Raw genomic sequence first — 19437 nt, 5'->3', positions numbered from 1 at the left:
TCGGTTCCAGCGTGGGAGTGCTGGATCGGGAGCAAGTTGTGTGCCGTTGGGTTGTGGGGTGGATCTAAAGCCGAAGACTCAGCTCAACTCCCCACAAAGATCCAACTCAACCAACCGCCGAACCTCAGCCGTCTCAAGCCCCGCCCCCAGCAACGCGTGCAACTTGCCGAACGCCGCCTCGCGAGTCATACCGCCACCCGACAACACGCCAACGCCACGCAAACGGCTACCCGCTTCGTAGACGTCCAGCGCCACCCCGCCTTCATGGCACTGAGTGATCGCCACGACCACGATGCCTCTGTCCTGCGCCCGTTGCAGGCTGGCGAGGAATTCGGGGTTGTCGCTTGGCCCGGTGCCGCTGCCGAAGCATTCAAGCACCAGCGCCTGGATGCCGCTATTCAACAAACCATCGAGTTGCTCTGCACCAATGCCGGGGAACAGGGGCAGTACGCCGACTTTTGCCAGTTGCTTGCTTTGATGGTAATTCAGCTCGGCCGGAAGCGAAGGCGCCTTGGCTCCGCCACCCTGACGTTGCAGGCGGGCAAACGGATGACGCCCAAAGCTGCGGATTTTCGCGCAACGGCTCGGTTCCAGCAGTTCGCCGTGGAAGTACAAATGCACGCCTGGCGCCATGCCCTGGCCCAAGGCAACCAGCGCGCCGCCAAGGTTTTCCCAGGCATCGCTGTCGGTAACGCCGGCTGGCAGCATCGAGCCGGTAAACACCACGCGCGCATGCAAACCGAGCAACTGGAAGCTCATGGCCGCGGCGCTGTAGGCGAGGGTGTCGGTGCCGTGGAGGATCAGCACACTGTCGCAGCCCTGAACGTCGACGGCGTCGATGACCGCTTCACGCAGGCGCTGCCAGTAAGCGGGGGTCATGTTGGCGCTGTCGATCAGCGGAGCCATTTCGCGGAAGCGCCAGTCCGGTACCACCAGCTCTGGCTGGCTGTGCAGGTAGTCGCGCATCCGCGCGTCAAAACCGGACGCCGGGGCCAGGCCGTGGGCACTGGCTTGCATGCCGATGGTACCGCCGGTGTAGAGCACCATGACGCGTTGCGCGGCGGGATAAGTTTCGGGGTTCATGTGGGAATCTCCTGGACGAGTACACCGTGGGGTCGAGCATGACGCTGACCGTGCGGTGTGTCACGTCGGGCGCAACGAATTGCGCCCGGTTTGGCGATCAGCGTTGCGCTGCGCTCGCGACTGCAGGTGTGGCCTCGGCTTGCGTGGCCGGTGAGGGTTAAGACGGTATCTTGTATCTCGACTATCGCTCCTGGCGGAGCGATAGTCGAGATACAAGGAGCTGCCGAAGGCTGCGATCTTGGCGGCATTGAACACGCTGAACATGTTCGGTGGTATCCGAAAAATCCAAAAAAAAGGGCCTGGAGAGTGATCCCCAAGCCCTCAAAAGGTGAGAGGTGTCTAGTCCCTCGACCTGGTGAGCGTGGCTCTTGGTTAAAAGAGCCGGCGTTCGGTTAAGCCTTCAGAGGCACCAGACGCGGAGCAATCATGTTTTCCGGGCGCAGGATGTCGGCGAGCATGGCGTCGTCGAGCAAGCCTTCTTCGCGCACCAGTTCCAGCACGCCGCGGCCGCTTTCAAGGGCGATGCGGGCGATGCGGGTGGCGTTTTCATAGCCGATGTACGGGTTCAGCGCGGTCACCAGGCCGATCGAGTGCTCGACCAGTTCGCGGCAGCGCTCTTCGTTGGCGGTGATGCCGACGATGCAGTGTTCGCGCAGCATGTCCATGGCACGTTGCAGCAGGCGGATCGAGTCGAAGATCTTGAAGGCGATCAAAGGCTCCATCACGTTCAGTTGCAGCTGGCCGCCTTCGGCCGCGATGGTCAGCGCCAGGTCGTTGCCGATGATCTGGAAGGCTACCTGGTTGACCGCTTCCGGGATGACCGGGTTGACCTTGCCGGGCATGATCGAGCTGCCTGGCTGACGCGCTGGCAGGTTGATTTCGTTGATGCCGGTGCGTGGACCGCTAGACAGTAAGCGCAGGTCGTTGCAGATCTTCGACAGCTTGACCGCGGTACGCTTGAGCATGCCGGAGAACAGTACGAAGGCGCCCATGTCGGACGTGGCTTCGATCAGGTCGGCGGCCGGTACCAGCGGTTGACCGCTGATGATTGCCAGACGCGATACAGCCAGGTGCTGGTAACGCGGGTCGGCGTTGATGCCGGTGCCGATCGCGGTGCCGCCCAGGTTCACTTCGGTCAGCAACTCGGGGGCGAGGGTTTTCAGGCGTGCCAGGTCTTCGCTCAAAGTCGTGGCGAAGGCGCGGAATTCTTGGCCCAGTGTCATCGGCACGGCGTCTTGCAGCTGGGTACGGCCCATCTTCAGGACGTGGCTGAACTCGGTGCCCTTGGCGGCGAACGCCTGGATCAGGCTGTCGAGACTGGCAAGCAGCGCGTCGTGACCCAGCAGCAGACCCAGGCGGATGGCCGTCGGGTAAGCGTCGTTGGTCGACTGCGCCATGTTCACGTCGTTGTTCGGGTGCAGGTACTGGTACTCGCCCTTGCTGTGGCCCATGGCCTCCAGCGCGATGTTGGCGATGACTTCGTTGGCATTCATGTTGGTTGAAGTGCCAGCGCCGCCCTGAATCATGTCCACCACGAACTCTTCGTGGAAATCGCCGCGAATCAGACGTGCACAGGCTTCGCTGATGGCTGCGTGCTTGGCTTCGCTCAGGTGACCCAGCTCGCGGTTGGCGTCAGCGGCGGCCTGTTTGACCATTGCCAGGCCGACAACCAACTTCGGGTAATGCGAAATCGGAACGCCGGAGAGACGGAAGTTGTTCACCGCTCGCAGGGTCTGGATGCCGTAATACGCTTGAGCAGGTACTTCGAGTACGCCAAGCAGGTCTTTTTCTGTGCGGAAAGATGCAGCGGAGGACATGATAGGAATCATCTCGATATGGACCCGGGCTATGCCGGAACACTGGCAATGCTAGGCTTGCGGGCAATTTAGGGCCAATGCTGTTAAACACTGGCCCATGCATAAACGGCATAATGTCGATGTGACGCCGCTTGGGCGTCGAGCGTATGACCTAAAATGGTGCGTGTCCGGGAGGACGTGATGAATCTGGAAAGCAAATGGCTCGAGGACTTTAGTGCTTTGGCCGCCACCCGCAGCTTCTCCCAGGCTGCCGAGCGACGCTTTGTCACTCAGCCGGCGTTCAGTCGGCGGATCCGTAGTCTCGAAGCCGCGCTAGGCCTGACCCTGGTCAACCGTTCCCGCACGCCGATCGAGCTGACGGCGGCAGGGCAACTGTTTCTGGTGACCGCACGCACCGTGGTTGAACAGCTCGGCGAAGTGCTGCGGCATTTGCATCACCTGGAAGGTGGGCAGGGCGAAGTAATGCAGGTCGCCGCCGCGCATTCGCTGGCGCTGGGCTTCTTCCCGCGCTGGATCGCGCAATTGCGCAACGAAGGTCTGAACATTGCCACACGACTGGTGGCAACCAACGTCGGCGATGCGGTGCATGCGCTGCGTGAAGGTGGTTGCGATCTGATGCTGGCCTTCTACGACCCGGATGCGGCGCTGCAGATGGACCCGGAAATCTTCCCTTCGCTGCACCTTGGGCATACCGAAATGCTCCCGGTCTGTGCCGCCGACGCGGACGGCAAGCCGTTGTTCGATCTGGAAGGCGAAGCCAGCGTGCCGTTGCTGGCTTACAGCGCCGGCGCCTTTCTCGGGCGTTCGGTGAATATGCTGCTGCGTCAGCGTGCCCTGCGGTTCACCACTGTCTATGAAACCGCCATGGCCGACAGCCTGAAAAGCATGGCGCTGGAGGGTCTGGGCATCGCCTGGGTACCGCAATTGAGCGTGCGGGCCGAACTCGCCCGCGGTGAACTGGTGGTCTGTGGCGGTCCGCAATGGCATGTGCCGTTGGAGATTCGCTTGTACCGCTGCGCGTTGGTGCGCAAGGCGAATGTGCGGTTGCTGTGGCGCAAGCTGGAGGGTGGGGCGGCGAGCGGCAATGCAAATATAAACAAGGTCAACCCATCGATTGTATGAAACCCCATCCTTACCTTTATAGCCGTCGTGCACAAACGCAAAAATGAAGAGGGGTCTGCTTTTTACCGGTGCGCGGGCACTGTCCAGAGTAGATAGTTATCTCAATTGTGTTCTACCCCAAGCTTGACCTGAAAGTCAGTAAAACCCTTTGGTTGCGTCCGGAACGCCTCTGATGACAGATGGTCGCCCAAGGGGCTGTTTATCTGCCCCATTGCGGTATACTGCGCGGCCTTTGGCCGGTTCGACCGGCCTTGAATTCGTACAACAAGCCACGCCGGTCCTCCCGCGTGGCTTGTTGTTTTTTGACGCGCCCGCGGGCGCCCAGAGAGAAGAGGCACGACGATGAGTGCACTGGTTGGCGTGATCATGGGCTCGAAGTCCGATTGGTCCACCCTTAGCCACACCGCCGATATGCTGGAAAAGCTCGGCATCCCTTACGAGGTGAAAGTGGTCTCTGCCCACCGCACCCCGGACCTGCTGTTCCAGTACGCCGAAGAGGCCGAAGAGCGCGGCATCGAGGTGATCATTGCTGGCGCCGGTGGCGCGGCGCACTTGCCAGGCATGTGTGCGGCCAAAACCCACCTGCCGGTACTGGGCGTGCCGGTGCAGTCGGCGATGCTTTCGGGCGTCGACTCGCTGCTGTCCATCGTGCAGATGCCCGCGGGCATTCCGGTGGCGACTCTGGCGATCGGCAAAGCCGGTGCAATCAATGCCGCGTTGTTGTCCGCGAGCATCCTCGGCGCCAAGCACCCGCAATTTCATACGGTGCTGAAAAAATTCCGCGCTGAGCAGACAGACAGCGTCCTGGAAAATCCAGACCCACGCATCGCCTGAGGTTGTTGACGATGAAGATCGGTGTAATCGGTGGCGGCCAGTTGGGTCGCATGTTGGCTCTGGCGGGTACACCGCTGGGGATGAACTTCGCTTTCCTTGACCCTGCGCCGGATGCCTGCGCAGCGGCATTGGGCGAACACCTGCGGGCCGATTACGGCGATCAGGATCATTTGCGCCAATTGGCCGATGAAGTCGATCTGGTGACCTTCGAGTTCGAAAGCGTCCCGGCTGAAACCGTGGCCTTCCTGTCGCAGTTCGTGCCGGTCTACCCGAGCGCCGAAGCCCTGCGCATCGCCCGCGATCGCTGGTTCGAAAAGAGCCTGTTCAAGGACCTCGGCATCCCCACCCCGGCCTTCGCCGACATCCAGTCGCAAGCCGACCTGGATGCGGCCGTGCTCAGCATCGGCCTGCCGGCCGTGCTGAAAACCCGCACCCTGGGCTACGACGGCAAGGGCCAGAAAGTCCTGCGCACCCCGGCCGACGTGGTTGGCACTTTCGCCGAACTGGGCAGCGTTGCCTGCCTGCTGGAAGGTTTTGTGCCGTTCACCGGCGAAGTCTCGTTGATCGCCGTGCGTGCCCGTGATGGCGAAACCAGGTTTTACCCGCTGGTTCACAACACCCACGACAACGGCATTCTGCGTCTGTCCGTGGCCAGTACCGAGCATCCGTTGCAAGCATTGGCCGAGGACTATTCGAGCCGAGTGCTCAAGCAGCTGGAATACGTCGGCGTGATGGCGTTCGAGTTCTTTGAAGTCGACGGCGGCCTCAAGGCCAACGAAATCGCCCCGCGGGTCCACAACTCCGGTCACTGGACCACCGAAGGCACCGAGTGCAGCCAGTTCGAAAACCACCTGCGGGCGGTAGCCGGTCTGCCGCTGGGCTCGACCGCCAAGGTCGGTGAAAGCGCGATGATCAACTTCATCGGCAAGGTGCCGGAGGTCGAGAAGGTCCTGGCCATCGCCGATTGCCATCTGCATCACTATGGCAAGGCATTCAAGGTCGGTCGCAAGGTCGGTCACGCCAACCTGCGCTGCGCCGACAAGGCCACCCTTGAGCAGCAAATTCTCAAGGTCGAAGCGCTGATCGCCGAGTAACAGTCTCCATGACTGGCGGGAACCTTGGTTCCTCGCCGTTCTCTGATGGCAGGATGCCAAAGTCTGTCTAGGCTTTGGCATAGCCAATTCATACAGAGGGAAATGTCATGGGTATTATCGGAACCATCTTTATCGGCTTGATCGTGGGTCTGCTGGCACGCTTCCTGAAACCTGGCGATGACAGCATGGGTTGGATCATGACCATTCTGCTCGGTATCGGCGGTTCGCTGGCGGCGACCTATGGTGGCCAGGCATTGGGCTTTTATCAGGCGGGCCAGGGCGCGGGCTTCATCGGTGCATTGATAGGCGCCGTGGTGTTGCTGGTGATCTACGGCCTGATCAAAAAGAACTGATTTAGCGACCAAGCCCTCTCTGCGCCGCACGCCGAGAAGGGTGCCTTGTCTCGAAAATGACTGTTCCGCATTTCCGGGGCAGGGCACTAGAATGCTCGGCGTCCCACCGTCCCCTCTTTGCCGAGTACATCATGCGCCGTCTTCTGTTGACTTTCCTCTTGCTGGGCAGTGGCTTGGCCCATGCCGCAGAACTGCCGGAAACCGACTGGCTCGAACTAATGCCCAAGTCGGACCAGAAAGCCCTCGAGCAAATGCCGGAAATCGACCATGACTCGCCTGAGGCCAACGGGACATTCACCGACAAGGGTGGCCTGAAGCAGAGCAAAGGCCTGCCCGCGGTGATGTACTCGAGCAAAACCGTGGTCGCGATGAACGACAAGCACATCCGTCTCGGTGGTTACCCGGTACCGCTGGAAACCGATGCCAAGGGTCGCAGCACGCTGTTTTTCCTGGTGCCTTACCCGGGTGCCTGCATCCACGTACCGCCACCACCGCCCAATCAACTGGTGCTGGTGCGTTATCCGAAGGGGTTGAAGCTGGACGATATCTACACGCCGCTGTGGGTGACCGGCACCCTGAAGGTGGAGCAGGTCAGCAACGACCTGGCTGATGCGGCCTATGCGCTGGATGCGGCGAAGGTGAGGGTGGTGCAAGAGGCGGATTTGTAGGTCTGAGGTCATGCGCCAGACCCCTGTGGCGAGGGAGCTTGCTCCCTCGCCACAAATTGTCTGCGGTGCTTTATAGAGCCTTGCTGGCAACACTCACACCCAAGGTATGACTCGCCCCCGGCACCAGCGTCACCACGTCATCCATTACATTCGCCGTCTCGATGCATAACATGTGCTGCCAGCCGTCGTCGGCCATGTCGCCGAAGCGTGCGGCGCGATCGATCCAGGGGTTCCAGATTACCGCCGAGCGTGAACCACGGCTGGTCAGCTGAATACGCCGTTCCCAGGCCGGGTCCACAATGCTCAGCTGTTCGGGCGTATCCAGATAGATGCGGTCGGTTTCCCCGACAAATCGCAGATCACCGGCTTGAGTGCAGGTTTTCCAGTCGTCCAGGGTCTCGATATAGCTCAGCCCGTCCAACCCTTCGACGTGCACGTTGCGCACATCGCTGACGGCGAAGTAACTGTGCAGCGCCTGGCTGATGCTCACGCTTTCAGTACTCAGGTTGAGGCTGGTGAGGCTGATGTGCAGTTGCTCATCCAGGCGAATATTCAGCTTCAACTCGACCTTGTGCGGCCAGCCTGGCAAACCCTCTTCAGGCCGTGGCAGGACGAATTCGACGTTCAGGCTTTCGCCCTCGGCTTCGATCCCGGTCAACTCCCAATCTATCGCCCGGACCAAGCCGTGGGCAGTGGCGGGTTCAGTGCTCTGGTGCATGTCCTGAACGCTTTGCGGATTGCGCGCCAGATTGCCAAACCACGGCCAGCACACCGGAACCCCGGCACGAATGCTTTTGCCGGTATTGAACACGGCCTCATCGTTGAGCCAGATCAGCGGCGGTTGCCCGTTCAACTGATAGCTGAGTATATGCGCGCCTTGCTGGGCCACCAGCAATTCGGCCTGACCATGGCGGATGCGCCAGCAGTTCAGCTCATCCATTTTCACGGCTTCAACGTTGGGCGTTGGCATGCTGCAATCTCACTCGGGAACATTGACTGCAATGGACCCGCAAAGGGCCCGGGAGTTTAACGTCGTGGCGGCACCGAACGGGTGCGTCCGCTGCCATCGATGGCGACGAAGACAAATACCGCTTCAGTCACTTTACGCCATTCGCTGGACAAGGGATCGTCGCTCCAGACCTCGACCATCATCTGAATCGAGCTGCGGCCGATTTCCAGGGCCTGAGTATAGAACGACAGTTGCGCGCCGACCGCGACCGGCACGAGGAAAGCCATGCGGTCGATGGCAACGGTGGCTACGCGCCCACCGGCCACTTTACTGGCCATAGCCGTGCCAGCGAGGTCCATCTGCGCCACCAGCCAGCCGCCGAAAATATCGCCGAAACCATTGGTCTCGCGAGGAAGCGCGGTGATTTGCAGGGCCAGGTCGCCTTGCGGAATAGGATCTTCTTGTTCGAGCTCTATCATGCCGGGGGTGCCTCTGACCCGTGACTCTCTCTGGTACTTCAGGTGAATAGCCGTCTTGGGAAAAACGATTCAGCCCGAACATACTACGTTCGTCGCGTTTTCCATAAGGCGTACTAAAGGGAAACTCTGCGAAACCGGCTGGTTGGCGCCCAACGGCGTTTTCGCACAGCAACCCTTTCAAGTCGTTGCAGGCTGCGAGTATATCGATCGGTAGACCCCGCGACGACCGTCCGGTTCTCATTTTGACTGCCTATTACACACATCTATGTGCTTTTTCGAACAATTTGCTATGGTGCCGAACCTGCCAGGCCTCAACCAGCGCTGTTGCGGCTTCCAGATCCGACTATAAGAGAAGCCCTTGCCATGACCACAGTGCCCTCGAGCATTGCGCCGCCAGCGCAAACCGCACGTCCGTTGACCCATAACGATTACAAGACTTTGTCGCTGTCCGCCCTGGGTGGGGCGCTGGAGTTTTACGACTTCATTATCTTCGTGTTCTTCGCCACGGTGGTCGGTAAGTTGTTCTTCCCGGCGGACATGCCGGAATGGCTGCGCCTGATGCAGACCTTCGGGATTTTCGCTGCCGGGTATCTGGCGCGGCCACTGGGCGGCATTGTCATGGCGCACTTTGGTGACTTGCTGGGGCGCAAGAAGATGTTCACCCTGAGCATCTTCATGATGGCCGTGCCCACGTTGATCATGGGGTTGCTGCCGACCTACGCGCAGATCGGCATGTGGGCGCCCATTCTCCTGCTGCTGATGCGGGTGATCCAGGGCGCGGCCATTGGCGGTGAGGTGCCTGGCGCCTGGGTATTCGTATCCGAGCATGTGCCGCAACGTCATATCGGCTACGCCTGCGGCACGCTGACCTGCGGCCTGACTGCCGGGATCCTCCTCGGCTCGCTGGTCGCCACCGCGATCAACAGCATTTACACCCCTGAACAAGTGTCGGATTACGCCTGGCGTATCCCGTTCCTGCTGGGTGGGGTATTCGGCCTGTTTTCGGTGTACCTGCGTCGCTGGCTGCACGAAACCCCGGTGTTCGCCGAACTGCAACTGCGCAAAGCCCTGGCCGAGGAAGTGCCGTTGCGTGCGGTGCTGCGCGATCATCGCGGGGCGATCGCGATCTCCATGCTGCTGACCTGGTTGCTTTCCGCAGGTGTCATCGTGGTCATTCTGATGACCCCGACGGTGCTGCAGACTATCTATCATTTCTCGCCAACCACTGCGCTCCAGGCCAACAGCCTGGCGATCGTCTTCCTGAGCCTGGGCTGCGTGGCTGCCGGCGCACTGGCTGACCGTTTTGGCGCGGGCCGGGTGTTCGTGTTTGGCAGCGGCGCGCTGTTGCTGACCTCCTGGACCTTCTACCATAGTCTGTTCAACCACCCCGACTGGCTGTTCCCGCTGTACGCGTTGACCGGTCTGTTCGTCGGTACCATCGGCGCGGTGCCGTACGTGATGGTCAAGGCCTTCCCGGCCGTCGTGCGTTTCAGCGGCTTGTCGTTTTCCTACAATCTGGCCTATGCAATCTTCGGTGGCCTGACGCCGATGGTCGTCACCTGGATGCTCAAGGAAAGCCCGTTGGGCCCGGCCTACTATGTAGCGATTATTTGCAGCATGGGGCTGTTGGTGGGGCTGTATTTGTGGAAGAAGGGGCGTTGATTTAACTATTGGCTGGCCTTAAAAGATCGCAGTCTGCGGCAGCTCCTACAGGGTGTACACCGCTCTGGGCAGGAGCTGCCGAAGGTTGCGATCTTGGCTATTTCACTATCAACTTCTCCCTCAAAGGCCAGCCATCTAACCAAATGCTGGCCTTTCATCTAATTGTCATATTCCAGTCATAGAGTGTTCACACGGCCCAAAGATACTTGGCCCGACTTAACACACCTATCTGCTAGGAGTAAGGCATGAAACTGAAGCGTTTGATGGCGGCAATGACGTTTGTCGCTGCTGGCGTTGCGACTGCCAATGCGGTTGCCGCTGTTGACCCTGCTATCCCGAGCTACGCCAAGACCACCGGTGTGTCGGGCAACTTGTCCAGCGTCGGCTCCGATACTCTGGCCAACCTCATGACCTTGTGGGCCGAGAACTACAAAAAAGAATACCCGAACGTCAACATCCAGATTCAGGCTGCCGGCTCCTCTACTGCGCCACCTGCGCTGACTGAAGGCACCGCTAACCTGGGCCCGATGAGCCGGAAGATGAAGGACAACGAGCTGCAGGCCTTCGAAACCAAATACGGCTATAAGCCAACCGCTATTCCGGTTGCGGTCGATGCCTTGGCGGTATTCGTGCACAAGGACAACCCGATCAAGGGTCTGACCATGGCGCAAGTCGATGCGATTTTCTCCTCGACTCGTCTGTGCGGCGCCAAAGCTGACGTGAAAACCTGGGGTGAGTTGGGCGTGACCGGTGACCTGGCCAACAAACCGGTCCAGCTGTTCGGTCGCAACTCGGTATCCGGTACTTACGGTTACTTCAAGGAAGAAGCTCTGTGCAAAGGCGACTTCAAGGCTAACGTGAACGAACAGCCAGGCTCGGCTTCGGTCGTACAATCGATCAGCAGCTCGCTCAATGGCGTCGGCTACTCGGGTATCGGTTACAAGACAGCAAGTGTGAAAACTGTCGCTCTGGCCAAGAAGGAAGGTGGCGAGTTTATCGAAGACACCGAAGAAAACGCGCTGAACGGCAAATACCCGCTGTCGCGTTTCCTCTACGTCTACGTCAACAAAGCCCCGAACAAGCCTCTGGCCCCGCTGGAAGCCGAGTTCGTGAAACTGATTCTGTCCAAACAGGGTCAGGAAGTGGTGGTGAAAGACGGCTACATCCCGCTGCCAGCCAAGGTTGCTGCAAAAGCACTGGCTGACCTCGGTCTGCAGGAAGGCGCTGCAGTCGTAAAAAAGTAACACCTGAGCCTGGGTCCTGACCCAGGCTGCACCACTTCGGCGGGGTCTGATCGACCAGGACCCCAGCCACTCATTTTCGGTCCGCTGCCAGCTTTGCTCGGCGGCGGATTAGTTGCGTCACTGCATTGTCATCTTTCTGTCATACAGGATCGCTAGGGTGTGCGAATGAATGATCTGGCCAATTCCACCATGACTACAAATCCCCCCAAGCGAATTGACTTCAATACGCCTGAGCTGCAACGCAAGCGTCGCATCCGCGCGCTCAAAGACCGCCTGACCCGCTGGTACGTGCTGATCGGCGGTCTCGCCGTCCTCGGCGCAATCACCTTGATCTTCTTCTTCCTCGGTTACGTGGTGATGCCGCTGTTCCAGGGCGCAGACCTGACCGCGAAAGACGCCGTCACGCCGGCCTGGATGCAGGATGCCGGCAAGCCGCTGATGATTTCCCTTGAAGAACAGAACCAGGTCGCCATGCGGGTTTCCGACAAAGGCCAGGCGCTGTTCTTCGACATCGACAGTGGCGCCGAACTGCGCCGCGTCGACCTGCCGATCCCGGCCGGTGTCAGTGTTTCCTCCATCGGTGAAGATCAACCTGGCAGCCCGCTGGTGATCGTCGGCCTGTCCAATGGCCAGGCGCTGATGTTCCGCCACACCTATAAGGTCAGTTACCCGGACGGCAAGAAAACCATCTCTCCGGCCATCGAATACCCTTACGGCGAAACGCCGATCGCTCTCGATGAGCAAGGTCGTGCCCTGGAGCACGTCAGCCTCAATGCTACCGATTCGGCCCTGGTGGTCGCCGGTTCCACGGGGCCGCAACTGCATGTTATGTCGCTGACCCGCGAAGAAAACCTGATGACCGGTGAGATCACCAGTGATCAGGTGCGTATCGATCTGCCGCAAATGACCGAACCGGTCAAAGCCATCTTCATCGACCCGCGCCAGCAATGGCTGTACGTGCTCAATGGTCGTGCCCAGGCCGACGTCTTCAGTCTGCGCGAAAAAAGCCTCAACGGTCGCTACAAACTGCTCGACAACGGCGAAACCGAAGTGACCGCCAGCACCCAGCTGGTGGGCGGTATCTCGCTGATTATCGGTGACTCCAAGGGCGGCCTGGCCCAGTGGTTCATGGCCCGCGACCCGGATGGCGAGCAGCGTCTGAAACAGATCCGCACCTTCCAGATGGGCACCACGCCGATCATCGAGATCACCGCCGAAGAGCGCCGCAAAGGCTTCGTCGCCCTGGACGCCTCGGGCAAGCTCGGGGTATTCCACAGCACCGCACACCGCACCTTGCTGGTTGATCAAGTGGTCGAGGGCACCGGCATCTTCGGTCTGTCGCCACGGGCCAACCGGGTGATCGTCGAAGAGGGCGGCAAACTGCAACCGCTGCTGCTGGAAAACCCGCACCCGGAAGTGTCCTGGAGCGCGTTGTGGAACAAGGTTTGGTACGAGAACTACGACGAACCTAAATTCGTCTGGCAATCGACCGCCGCCAATACCGACTTCGAACCCAAGCTGAGCCTCTCGCCGCTGACGTTCGGTACGCTCAAGGCCGCGTTCTACGCCATGCTGCTGGCCGCCCCGCTGGCCGTTGCCGCCGCGATCTACACCGCTTACTTCATGGCCCCGGGCATGCGCCGCAAGGTCAAGCCGGTGATCGAGTTGATGGAAGCGATGCCGACGGTGATCCTCGGTTTCTTCGCCGGTTTGTTCCTGGCACCGTACGTGGAAGGGCATTTGCCGGGGATTTTCAGTCTGCTGCTGTTGATGCCAATCGGCATCCTGGTCGCCGGCTTCACCTTCAGTCGCCTGCCTGAGTCGCTGCGCCTGCGGGTACCGGACGGCTGGGAGAGCGCGATCCTGATTCCGGTGATTATGTTCGTCGGCTGGCTCTCGCTGTACATGAGCCCGTACATGGAGGCCTGGTTCTTCGGCGGCGACATGCGCATGTGGATTTCCCACGACCTGGGCATCACCTACGACCAGCGCAACGCTCTGGTGGTCGGTCTGGCAATGGGTTTTGCGGTGATCCCGAACATCTACTCGATCGCCGAGGACGCCGTGTTCAGCGTGCCGCGTGGCCTGACCCTCGGGTCGCTGGCCCTCGGCGCCACGCCATGGCAGACCATGACTCGCGTGGTGATCCTTACCGCCAGCCCGGGCATTTTCTCGGCGTTGATGATTGGCATGGGCCGCGCGGTGGGTGAAACCATGATCGTGCTGATGGCCACGGGTAACACCCCGGTCATGGAAATGAACCTGTTCGAAGGCCTGCGCACCCTGGCCGCCAACGTTGCAGTGGAAATGCCCGAGTCGGAAGTCGGCGGCAGCCACTACCGCGTGCTGTTCCTCTCGGCGCTGGTGCTGCTGTTGTTCACCTTCGTCATGAACACCCTCGCCGAGCTGATCCGTCAGCGTCTGCGCAAGAAATACTCGTCGCTTTAAGAAAGGTAGAAGTCTGTGAAACAGAACTCCCTGAAAGGATGGTTCAAGAGCGGCGCCCCAGGCGTCTGGATCAGCGGTGGCGCGGTGTCCATCGCGGTCATCATGACCATTGGCCTGCTGGCCGTGATTGCCGTGCGCGGTTTGGGCCACTTTTGGCCGGCGGACCTGGTGCACGCCCATTACAACGTTCCTGGCCAGGCCAATCAGCTGGTCGTCGGCGAAGTGGTGCAGAAAGAACAAGTACCCCGTGAGCGCTTGAAAAGTGCTGGCTTGCCAGTACCCGATCAAGGCCCGGAGTTCATGACCCGCGAGCTGATCAAGGTCGGCAACCGTGACCTGAACGGCACCGACTTCACCTGGATCGTCGGCGAGTGGCTGACCAACCAGACCACGCCGCCAGAACTGATGGCCATTGAACGGCGTGAGTGGGGTAACTTTTACGGCTACCTGGTCAACGTCAAACAGGACGGCAAGGTCATCGCTGAAGGCGAAGCGGCCTGGCCGGAGCTGCAAGCCCGGGTCGAGCGCGTCAACCAGCTCGCCGCGCAACTGAAAACCCTCGAAAAATCCGATATCGGTGCCATCAACGCCGGCCTCGAACGTCTGCGTCTGCATGCCCGCAAACTGGAGCTGGCCGGCACACTCGATGCCGCTGCTCAGGCGGATATGGACGGCGAACGCGCCGAACTGAACAATCGCTACAAGGCGATCGAAGCACAGCTCGATGACCTGCATGCCCAGTTCAACCGCGACAGCCTTACGGCCCGTGATGCCAACGGCAAAGAAGTGGAAATCAGCATCGGCAAAGTGGTGCATGCCTATCAGCCGAACGCCATGGGCACCCCGACCAAGGTCGGCTTCTACTTCAGCAAGGTCTGGGAATTCCTCAGCGACGATCCACGTGAAGCCAACACCGAAGGCGGGATCTTCCCGGCCATTTTCGGCACCGTGATGATGACCCTGATCATGGCGATGATCGTCACCCCGTTCGGCGTGCTGGCGGCGGTCTACTTGCGTGAATATGCCCGCCAGGGTCCGATGACCCGGTTGATCCGTATTGCCGTGAACAACCTCGCGGGTGTTCCGGCAATCGTTTACGGGGTATTCGGTCTGGGATTCTTCGTCTACGTACTGGGTGGCTCGGTCGACCGGTTGTTCTTCCCTGAGGCCTTGCCGGCACCGACCTTCGGTACTCCGGGCCTGCTTTGGGCATCTCTGACGCTGGCATTGCTGGCGGTGCCGGTGGTGATCGTCGCCACAGAAGAAGGCCTGGCGCGGATTCCTCGCACCGTGCGTGAAGGTTCGTTGGCGCTCGGCGCGACCAAGGCGGAAACGCTGTGGAAGATCGTCCTGCCGATGGCCAGCCCGGCGATGATGACCGGCATGATCCTCGCCGTGGCTCGCGCCGCCGGTGAAGTGGCACCGCTGATGCTGGTGGGTGTGGTGAAACTGGCGCCGTCGCTGCCGGTGGATGGCAACTACCCGTACCTGCACCTGGACCAGAAAATCATGCACCTGGGCTTCCACATCTACGACGTCGGCTTCCAGAGCCCGAACGTTGAAGCCGCGCGACCGCTGGTATACGCCACGGCACTGCTGCTGGTAGTGGTGATCGCCACGCTCAACCTGTCGGCAGTGTGGATTCGTAACCACCTGCGCGAGAAGTACAAAGCTTTGGATAGCTGATTTTCATGCGGTACTGATTTTTTTGTGGGAGCGAGCTTGCTCGCGATGGCATCACCGCGGTTTCAAGCTAAACCGAGTCGGTGAATCGCGGGCAAACCCGCTCCCACACAACCGAAACGAATTTGTTAGCACAGGGAGCCTCCCATGCAGCACGAAGCACATAGCCACGGCATCAACATGTCCGCCCTGGGTCGCGACAAGCAAAGCCTGAGCCTGGCGCAAGAAACCGTTGCCATCGAAGTCCCTGGCCTGAGCCTGTACTACGGTGACAAGCAAGCGTTGTTCGATGTCAGCCTGAACATTCCCAAGCAGCGTGTGACCGCCTTTATCGGTCCGTCGGGCTGTGGCAAGTCGACCCTGCTGCGCACGTTCAACCGGATGAACGATCTGGTCGACGGTTGCCGCGTGGAAGGCGAAATCAATCTGTACGGTAATAACATCTACCGCAAGGGCGAGGATGTCGCCGAGCTGCGTCGCCGGGTCGGGATGGTGTTCCAGAAGCCCAACCCGTTCCCGAAAACCATCTATGAAAACGTGGTCTACGGTCTGCGTATTCAAGGCATCAACAAGAAACGCGTGCTCGACGAAGCGGTCGAATGGGCGTTGAAGGGCGCAGCCCTGTGGGATGAGGTCAAGGACCGCCTGCATGAGTCGGCACTCGGCCTGTCCGGTGGTCAGCAGCAGCGTCTGGTGATTGCCCGCACGATTGCCGTGGAGCCGGAAGTCCTGCTGCTCGATGAACCGTGCTCGGCGCTGGACCCGATCTCGACACTGAAGGTCGAAGAGCTGATCTACGAATTGAAGTCCAAGTTCACCATCGTCATCGTTACCCACAACATGCAACAGGCCGCCCGGGTTTCCGACTACACGGCGTTCATGTACATGGGCAAACTGGTGGAGTTCGGCGATACCGATACCCTGTTCACCAATCCGGCCAAAAAACAGACAGAAGACTACATCACTGGTCGGTATGGCTAGGAAGCAGCTGCAAGTCGCACGCTTCACGCGGCAAACAGGAGCGGTTCAGCGTAATGACACAGATAGCTTGCAGCTTGTAGCTTGCAGCTCACAGCTTTTGCGGAGCAAATCATGATTTCGAAGGAAGGCTTAACCCACCACATCTCCCAGCAGTTCAATGCCGAGCTCGAGGAGGTGCGCAGCCACCTTTTGGCCATGGGCGGTCTGGTAGAGAAACAGGTCAACGACTCGGTGACCGCGCTGATCGAAGCCGACTCGGGTCTGGCCCAGCAAGTGCGTGAGATCGACGACCAGATCAATCAGATGGAGCGCAACATCGACGAGGAGTGCCTGCGTATTCTGGCCCGTCGTCAGCCTGCCGCGTCCGATTTGCGCTTGATCATCAGCATCTCCAAGTCGGTGATCGACCTGGAGCGCATCGGCGACGAAGCGACCAAAATTGCCCGTCGTGCCATCCAGTTGTGCGAAGAAGGCGAAGCCCCACGCGGCTACGTCGAGGTCCGGCACATTGGTGACCAGGTGCGCAACATGGTCCGCGACGCACTGGACGCGTTTGCCCGCTTCGACGCCGACCTGGCGCTGTCGGTGGCGCAGTACGACAAGATCATCGACCGCGAGTACAAGACCGCACTGCGTGAGCTGGCCACCTACATGATGGAAGACCCGCGCTCTATCTCGCGGGTCTTGAGCATCATCTGGGTCCTGCGTTCGCTGGAACGGATCGGCGATCACGCCCGCAACATTTCGGAACTGGTGATTTACCTGGTGCGCGGCACCGACGTGCGGCACCTTGGCCTCAAGCGCATGAAAGAAGAAGTTGAAGGCACCAGCGCCGAAAGCGCTAATGTTCCGGGTAAAGCTGACGATAAGTAAGATTGCCCCGAGAAAAACGCCTGGCCTTGTGGCCGGGCGTTTTTGTTTGTGGTTTTCGAATTCATAGCACCCGCGAACGAAAAAAGTCCCGGAGTGATTGAAGAGTTTTGGCAAATTGCCATCAGCCAAGCATTATGCTTGCCGGGATTTTTGAAGGGGTGGTCGATGAGTAAGGTCAGTGTGTTGGTGGTAGATGACGCTTCGTTCATTCGCGACCTGATGAAGAAGTGCCTGCGCAACTACTTTCCGGGTATCAAGATTGAAGAGGCGGTCAACGGCAAGAAGGCTCAGACCTTGCTCGTGCGTGAAGCCTTCGACCTGGTCCTGTGCGACTGGGAAATGCCGGAATTGTCCGGCCTCGAACTCTTGACCTGGTGCCGCGAACAAGATCACCTCAAGAGCATGCCGTTTGTCATGGTCACCAGCCGTGGCGACAAGGAAAATGTGGTTCAGGCGATTCAGGCCGGGGTTTCCGGCTACGTCAGCAAGCCCTTCACCAACGAGCAGTTGCTGACCAAGGTCAAACAGGCCCTGCACAAGGTCGGTAAACTCGAGACTTTGCTCGCCAGCGCCCCGACCAAAATGAACCCGGCGTTCGGCAATGATTCCCTCAACGCCCTGACCGGCGGCAAGGCCGAAGTGGTCAAGCCCGTCGCGGCGCCTGCCGCACCTTCCCACGGCCTGCTCAACAGCCCGCCGATCAAGACTGCGGCCTCGTCGACGGGTGGCCGTGGCCAAGGTCAATTGCGCCTGCCCAATGGCATTCAACAATGCGCGATCAAAGCCCTGAGCCTCAAGGAGGCGTTGTTGGTGGTCCGTCGCACTGAAATCCTGCCACAGGTACTCGACAGCGCCGTGCTCGACCTGGAGCAGGGCGACAACGCCGAAATCGCACGCCTTAATGGTTACCTGCACGCGGTCGTGGCCTATGAGCCGAAGCCGGACAGTGACTGGCTGCAACTGACCTTCCGCTTCGTCGATCAGGACACGCAGAAACTCGACTACATCTCCCGGTTGATTGCGCGTGGGACGGCGCAGAAGCATTTTGTCCCAGGTGCATAAGCGTCGCTTTTAAAAGATCGCAGCCTGCGGCAGCTCCTACGCAGGCTGCGATCTTTTGATCTTGCCCTCTTTGAATCTGGCCTATCACTTCCCGCTTTTTGAAACATCTCGCGACTACGAGGGTCCATTTCAGCTGCTAGTCTGCCTTCCACGCCTTACACGACAGATTCTTGCCTATGCTTGCGCGATTACTGCTTTTCTGTGGCCTTTTCATGGTCGCCACTGCGACCGTGGCTGCGACGATCTACAAAACCATCGATATCAATGGTGCGGTCTCCTACAGTGACCGCCCCAACGGCGCCTCGAAGGTGTTCGTGTTTCGCGATCGAATGGTCGAGCAACTGGATCGTCAGGTACGTCTCGATATCAAGAAGCACAAGGGTGCGGATAGCGTCTTTGTGCGCAACGATTTATATGCCCCGGTGGAGATCGAGCTGAGTTTCGCCGGGCTGAAGAATGTCAGCGGCGCGCCGAGTCGGCCGATCCGCCGGGTTTTGCCGGCGCGCAGCAACTTGCGTCTGGCGCTGCTCACGGCAACGCGAGCCGGCAAACCGCTGGCCTATACCCCAAGCTTCCGTTATTCGCTGGGAGACCCTTCAGGAGCTGCCCGGGCCTATCGTTATCCGTTACCCTGGCAAGGTGGGCCGTTTCGCCTGACGCAAGGCGCGAATGGCAAGTACAGCCATTTCGGGGTCAAGAATCGTTACGCCATGGACATCGCCATGCCGGTAGGCACACCGATCATCGCTGCCCGTGGCGGGGTGGTGGTGAAGACCGAGAATGCCCAGACCGGGCGCGGTACCGACCCGTCCGGCAATTTCGTTCGGGTTCTGCACGACGACGGCACCATGGGCGTCTATCTGCACCTCAAGCGAGGTTCGGTGAGTGTTCGGGAAGGGCAACGGGTGGCAGTGGGCAGTCCGCTGGCGCTGTCGGGCAACACCGGCAACAGCAGCGGCCCGCATCTGCACTTCGTGGTGCAGCGCAATACCGGGTTGGGGTTGGTGTCGATTCCGTACCAGTTCAATCAGCCAGTGGGCAACCTGCCGAATTTTGCATTGGGCAAGCAGTGATGCTGAAAAGCA

The 19437-nt window shown here is 59.9% G+C and carries 17 protein-coding genes; 13 read left to right on the top strand and 4 right to left on the bottom strand.

Annotated features, from left to right (window positions below; genetic code table 11):
- Positions 1 to 78: 78 nt before the first annotated feature.
- Together AC3IUA_RS30125 and AC3IUA_RS30120 are read right to left on the bottom strand one after the other, a co-directional pair.
- Entirely contained in the window at positions 79 to 1083 is a 1005-nt protein-coding gene (locus AC3IUA_RS30125) for an asparaginase (RefSeq protein WP_489358410.1), read from the bottom strand.
- A gap of 392 nt (positions 1084 to 1475) precedes the next feature.
- Complete coding sequence (locus AC3IUA_RS30120) at positions 1476 to 2900, bottom strand: aspartate ammonia-lyase (protein WP_489358409.1); 1425 nt, start codon at positions 2898 to 2900, stop codon at positions 1476 to 1478.
- A 180-nt stretch (positions 2901 to 3080) separates the two neighbouring features.
- Here AC3IUA_RS30120 and AC3IUA_RS30115 point away from each other — a divergent pair, with 180 nt between their 5' ends.
- From AC3IUA_RS30115 to AC3IUA_RS30095, 5 genes are all read left to right on the top strand, one after another.
- Complete coding sequence (locus AC3IUA_RS30115; protein WP_489358408.1) at positions 3081 to 4022, top strand: LysR substrate-binding domain-containing protein; 942 nt, start codon at positions 3081 to 3083, stop codon at positions 4020 to 4022.
- A gap of 342 nt (positions 4023 to 4364) precedes the next feature.
- Positions 4365 to 4856: a 5-(carboxyamino)imidazole ribonucleotide mutase gene (gene purE, locus AC3IUA_RS30110; protein ID WP_150803825.1), complete on the top strand. Its 492-nt coding sequence runs from the start codon at positions 4365 to 4367 to the stop codon at positions 4854 to 4856.
- A gap of 11 nt (positions 4857 to 4867) precedes the next feature.
- Entirely contained in the window at positions 4868 to 5950 is a 1083-nt protein-coding gene (locus tag AC3IUA_RS30105) for a 5-(carboxyamino)imidazole ribonucleotide synthase (RefSeq protein WP_489358406.1), read from the top strand.
- A 107-nt stretch (positions 5951 to 6057) separates the two neighbouring features.
- Positions 6058 to 6303, top strand: a complete 246-nt coding sequence (locus AC3IUA_RS30100; protein WP_489358405.1) for a GlsB/YeaQ/YmgE family stress response membrane protein — start codon at positions 6058 to 6060, stop codon at positions 6301 to 6303.
- 131 nt (positions 6304 to 6434) lie between these two features.
- A complete protein-coding gene (locus AC3IUA_RS30095; protein ID WP_489358404.1) occupies positions 6435 to 6971 on the top strand; it encodes a DUF3299 domain-containing protein in 537 nt (178 codons plus the stop codon).
- Positions 6972 to 7041: 70 nt separating this feature from the next.
- On the opposite strand, the gene AC3IUA_RS30090 is transcribed toward AC3IUA_RS30095, so the two are convergent.
- Together AC3IUA_RS30090 and AC3IUA_RS30085 are read right to left on the bottom strand one after the other, a co-directional pair.
- Entirely contained in the window at positions 7042 to 7941 is a 900-nt protein-coding gene (locus AC3IUA_RS30090) for a D-hexose-6-phosphate mutarotase (protein ID WP_489358403.1), read from the bottom strand.
- Positions 7942 to 7997: 56 nt separating this feature from the next.
- A complete protein-coding gene (locus AC3IUA_RS30085) occupies positions 7998 to 8399 on the bottom strand; it encodes an acyl-CoA thioesterase (protein ID WP_150640794.1) in 402 nt (133 codons plus the stop codon).
- A gap of 372 nt (positions 8400 to 8771) precedes the next feature.
- Here AC3IUA_RS30085 and AC3IUA_RS30080 point away from each other — a divergent pair, with 372 nt between their 5' ends.
- From AC3IUA_RS30080 to AC3IUA_RS30045, 8 genes are all read left to right on the top strand, one after another.
- Positions 8772 to 10061 carry an MFS transporter gene (locus AC3IUA_RS30080; RefSeq protein ID WP_489362527.1) on the top strand — a complete coding sequence of 430 codons (1290 nt, stop codon included), beginning with the start codon at positions 8772 to 8774 and terminating at the stop codon, positions 10059 to 10061.
- Positions 10062 to 10306: 245 nt separating this feature from the next.
- Positions 10307 to 11305, top strand: a complete 999-nt coding sequence (locus AC3IUA_RS30075; RefSeq protein ID WP_489358401.1) for a phosphate ABC transporter substrate-binding protein PstS — start codon at positions 10307 to 10309, stop codon at positions 11303 to 11305.
- Between the two features lie 165 nt (positions 11306 to 11470).
- A complete protein-coding gene (locus tag AC3IUA_RS30070; RefSeq protein WP_489358400.1) occupies positions 11471 to 13753 on the top strand; it encodes an ABC transporter permease subunit in 2283 nt (760 codons plus the stop codon).
- A gap of 15 nt (positions 13754 to 13768) precedes the next feature.
- On the top strand, positions 13769 to 15439 hold the full coding sequence (gene pstA / locus AC3IUA_RS30065) for a phosphate ABC transporter permease PstA (protein WP_489358399.1): 1671 nt from the start codon (positions 13769 to 13771) through the stop codon (positions 15437 to 15439).
- 144 nt (positions 15440 to 15583) lie between these two features.
- On the top strand, positions 15584 to 16417 hold the full coding sequence (gene pstB, locus AC3IUA_RS30060) for a phosphate ABC transporter ATP-binding protein PstB (RefSeq protein ID WP_150640789.1): 834 nt from the start codon (positions 15584 to 15586) through the stop codon (positions 16415 to 16417).
- A 111-nt stretch (positions 16418 to 16528) separates the two neighbouring features.
- The gene (gene phoU / locus AC3IUA_RS30055) at positions 16529 to 17290 is read left to right on the top strand and encodes a phosphate signaling complex protein PhoU (RefSeq protein ID WP_489358398.1); all 762 of its coding nucleotides are present in this window, start codon (positions 16529 to 16531) and stop codon (positions 17288 to 17290) included.
- A gap of 165 nt (positions 17291 to 17455) precedes the next feature.
- Positions 17456 to 18352 (top strand): response regulator, encoded by an 897-nt coding sequence (locus tag AC3IUA_RS30050; protein ID WP_489358397.1) that lies wholly within the window; start codon positions 17456 to 17458, stop codon positions 18350 to 18352.
- 176 nt (positions 18353 to 18528) lie between these two features.
- Positions 18529 to 19425 carry a peptidoglycan DD-metalloendopeptidase family protein gene (locus AC3IUA_RS30045; protein WP_489358396.1) on the top strand — a complete coding sequence of 299 codons (897 nt, stop codon included), beginning with the start codon at positions 18529 to 18531 and terminating at the stop codon, positions 19423 to 19425.
- The last annotated feature ends 12 nt before the right edge of the window (positions 19426 to 19437 follow it).

Source organism: Pseudomonas sp. KH_050, assembly GCF_057838875.1.
Note: the sequence above shows the minus strand (reverse complement) of the source record. Positions and strands in the feature narration are given on the sequence as shown.

What these genes read in the sequence shown, in the direction of transcription:
- AC3IUA_RS30125 (WP_489358410.1), bottom strand. Translation starts at nt 1,083, where the DNA reads ATGAACCCCGAAACTTATCCCGCCGCGCAACGCGTCATGGTGCTCTAC.
- AC3IUA_RS30120 (WP_489358409.1), bottom strand. Translation starts at nt 2,900, where the DNA reads ATGTCCTCCGCTGCATCTTTCCGCACAGAAAAAGACCTGCTTGGCGTA.
- AC3IUA_RS30115 (WP_489358408.1), top strand. Translation starts at nt 3,081, where the DNA reads ATGAATCTGGAAAGCAAATGGCTCGAGGACTTTAGTGCTTTGGCCGCC.
- purE (WP_150803825.1), top strand. Translation starts at nt 4,365, where the DNA reads ATGAGTGCACTGGTTGGCGTGATCATGGGCTCGAAGTCCGATTGGTCC.
- AC3IUA_RS30105 (WP_489358406.1), top strand. Translation starts at nt 4,868, where the DNA reads ATGAAGATCGGTGTAATCGGTGGCGGCCAGTTGGGTCGCATGTTGGCT.
- AC3IUA_RS30100 (WP_489358405.1), top strand. Translation starts at nt 6,058, where the DNA reads ATGGGTATTATCGGAACCATCTTTATCGGCTTGATCGTGGGTCTGCTG.
- AC3IUA_RS30095 (WP_489358404.1), top strand. Translation starts at nt 6,435, where the DNA reads ATGCGCCGTCTTCTGTTGACTTTCCTCTTGCTGGGCAGTGGCTTGGCC.
- AC3IUA_RS30090 (WP_489358403.1), bottom strand. Translation starts at nt 7,941, where the DNA reads ATGCCAACGCCCAACGTTGAAGCCGTGAAAATGGATGAGCTGAACTGC.
- AC3IUA_RS30085 (WP_150640794.1), bottom strand. Translation starts at nt 8,399, where the DNA reads ATGATAGAGCTCGAACAAGAAGATCCTATTCCGCAAGGCGACCTGGCC.
- AC3IUA_RS30075 (WP_489358401.1), top strand. Translation starts at nt 10,307, where the DNA reads ATGAAACTGAAGCGTTTGATGGCGGCAATGACGTTTGTCGCTGCTGGC.
- AC3IUA_RS30070 (WP_489358400.1), top strand. Translation starts at nt 11,471, where the DNA reads ATGAATGATCTGGCCAATTCCACCATGACTACAAATCCCCCCAAGCGA.
- pstB (WP_150640789.1), top strand. Translation starts at nt 15,584, where the DNA reads ATGCAGCACGAAGCACATAGCCACGGCATCAACATGTCCGCCCTGGGT.
- phoU (WP_489358398.1), top strand. Translation starts at nt 16,529, where the DNA reads ATGATTTCGAAGGAAGGCTTAACCCACCACATCTCCCAGCAGTTCAAT.
- AC3IUA_RS30050 (WP_489358397.1), top strand. Translation starts at nt 17,456, where the DNA reads ATGAGTAAGGTCAGTGTGTTGGTGGTAGATGACGCTTCGTTCATTCGC.
- AC3IUA_RS30045 (WP_489358396.1), top strand. Translation starts at nt 18,529, where the DNA reads ATGCTTGCGCGATTACTGCTTTTCTGTGGCCTTTTCATGGTCGCCACT.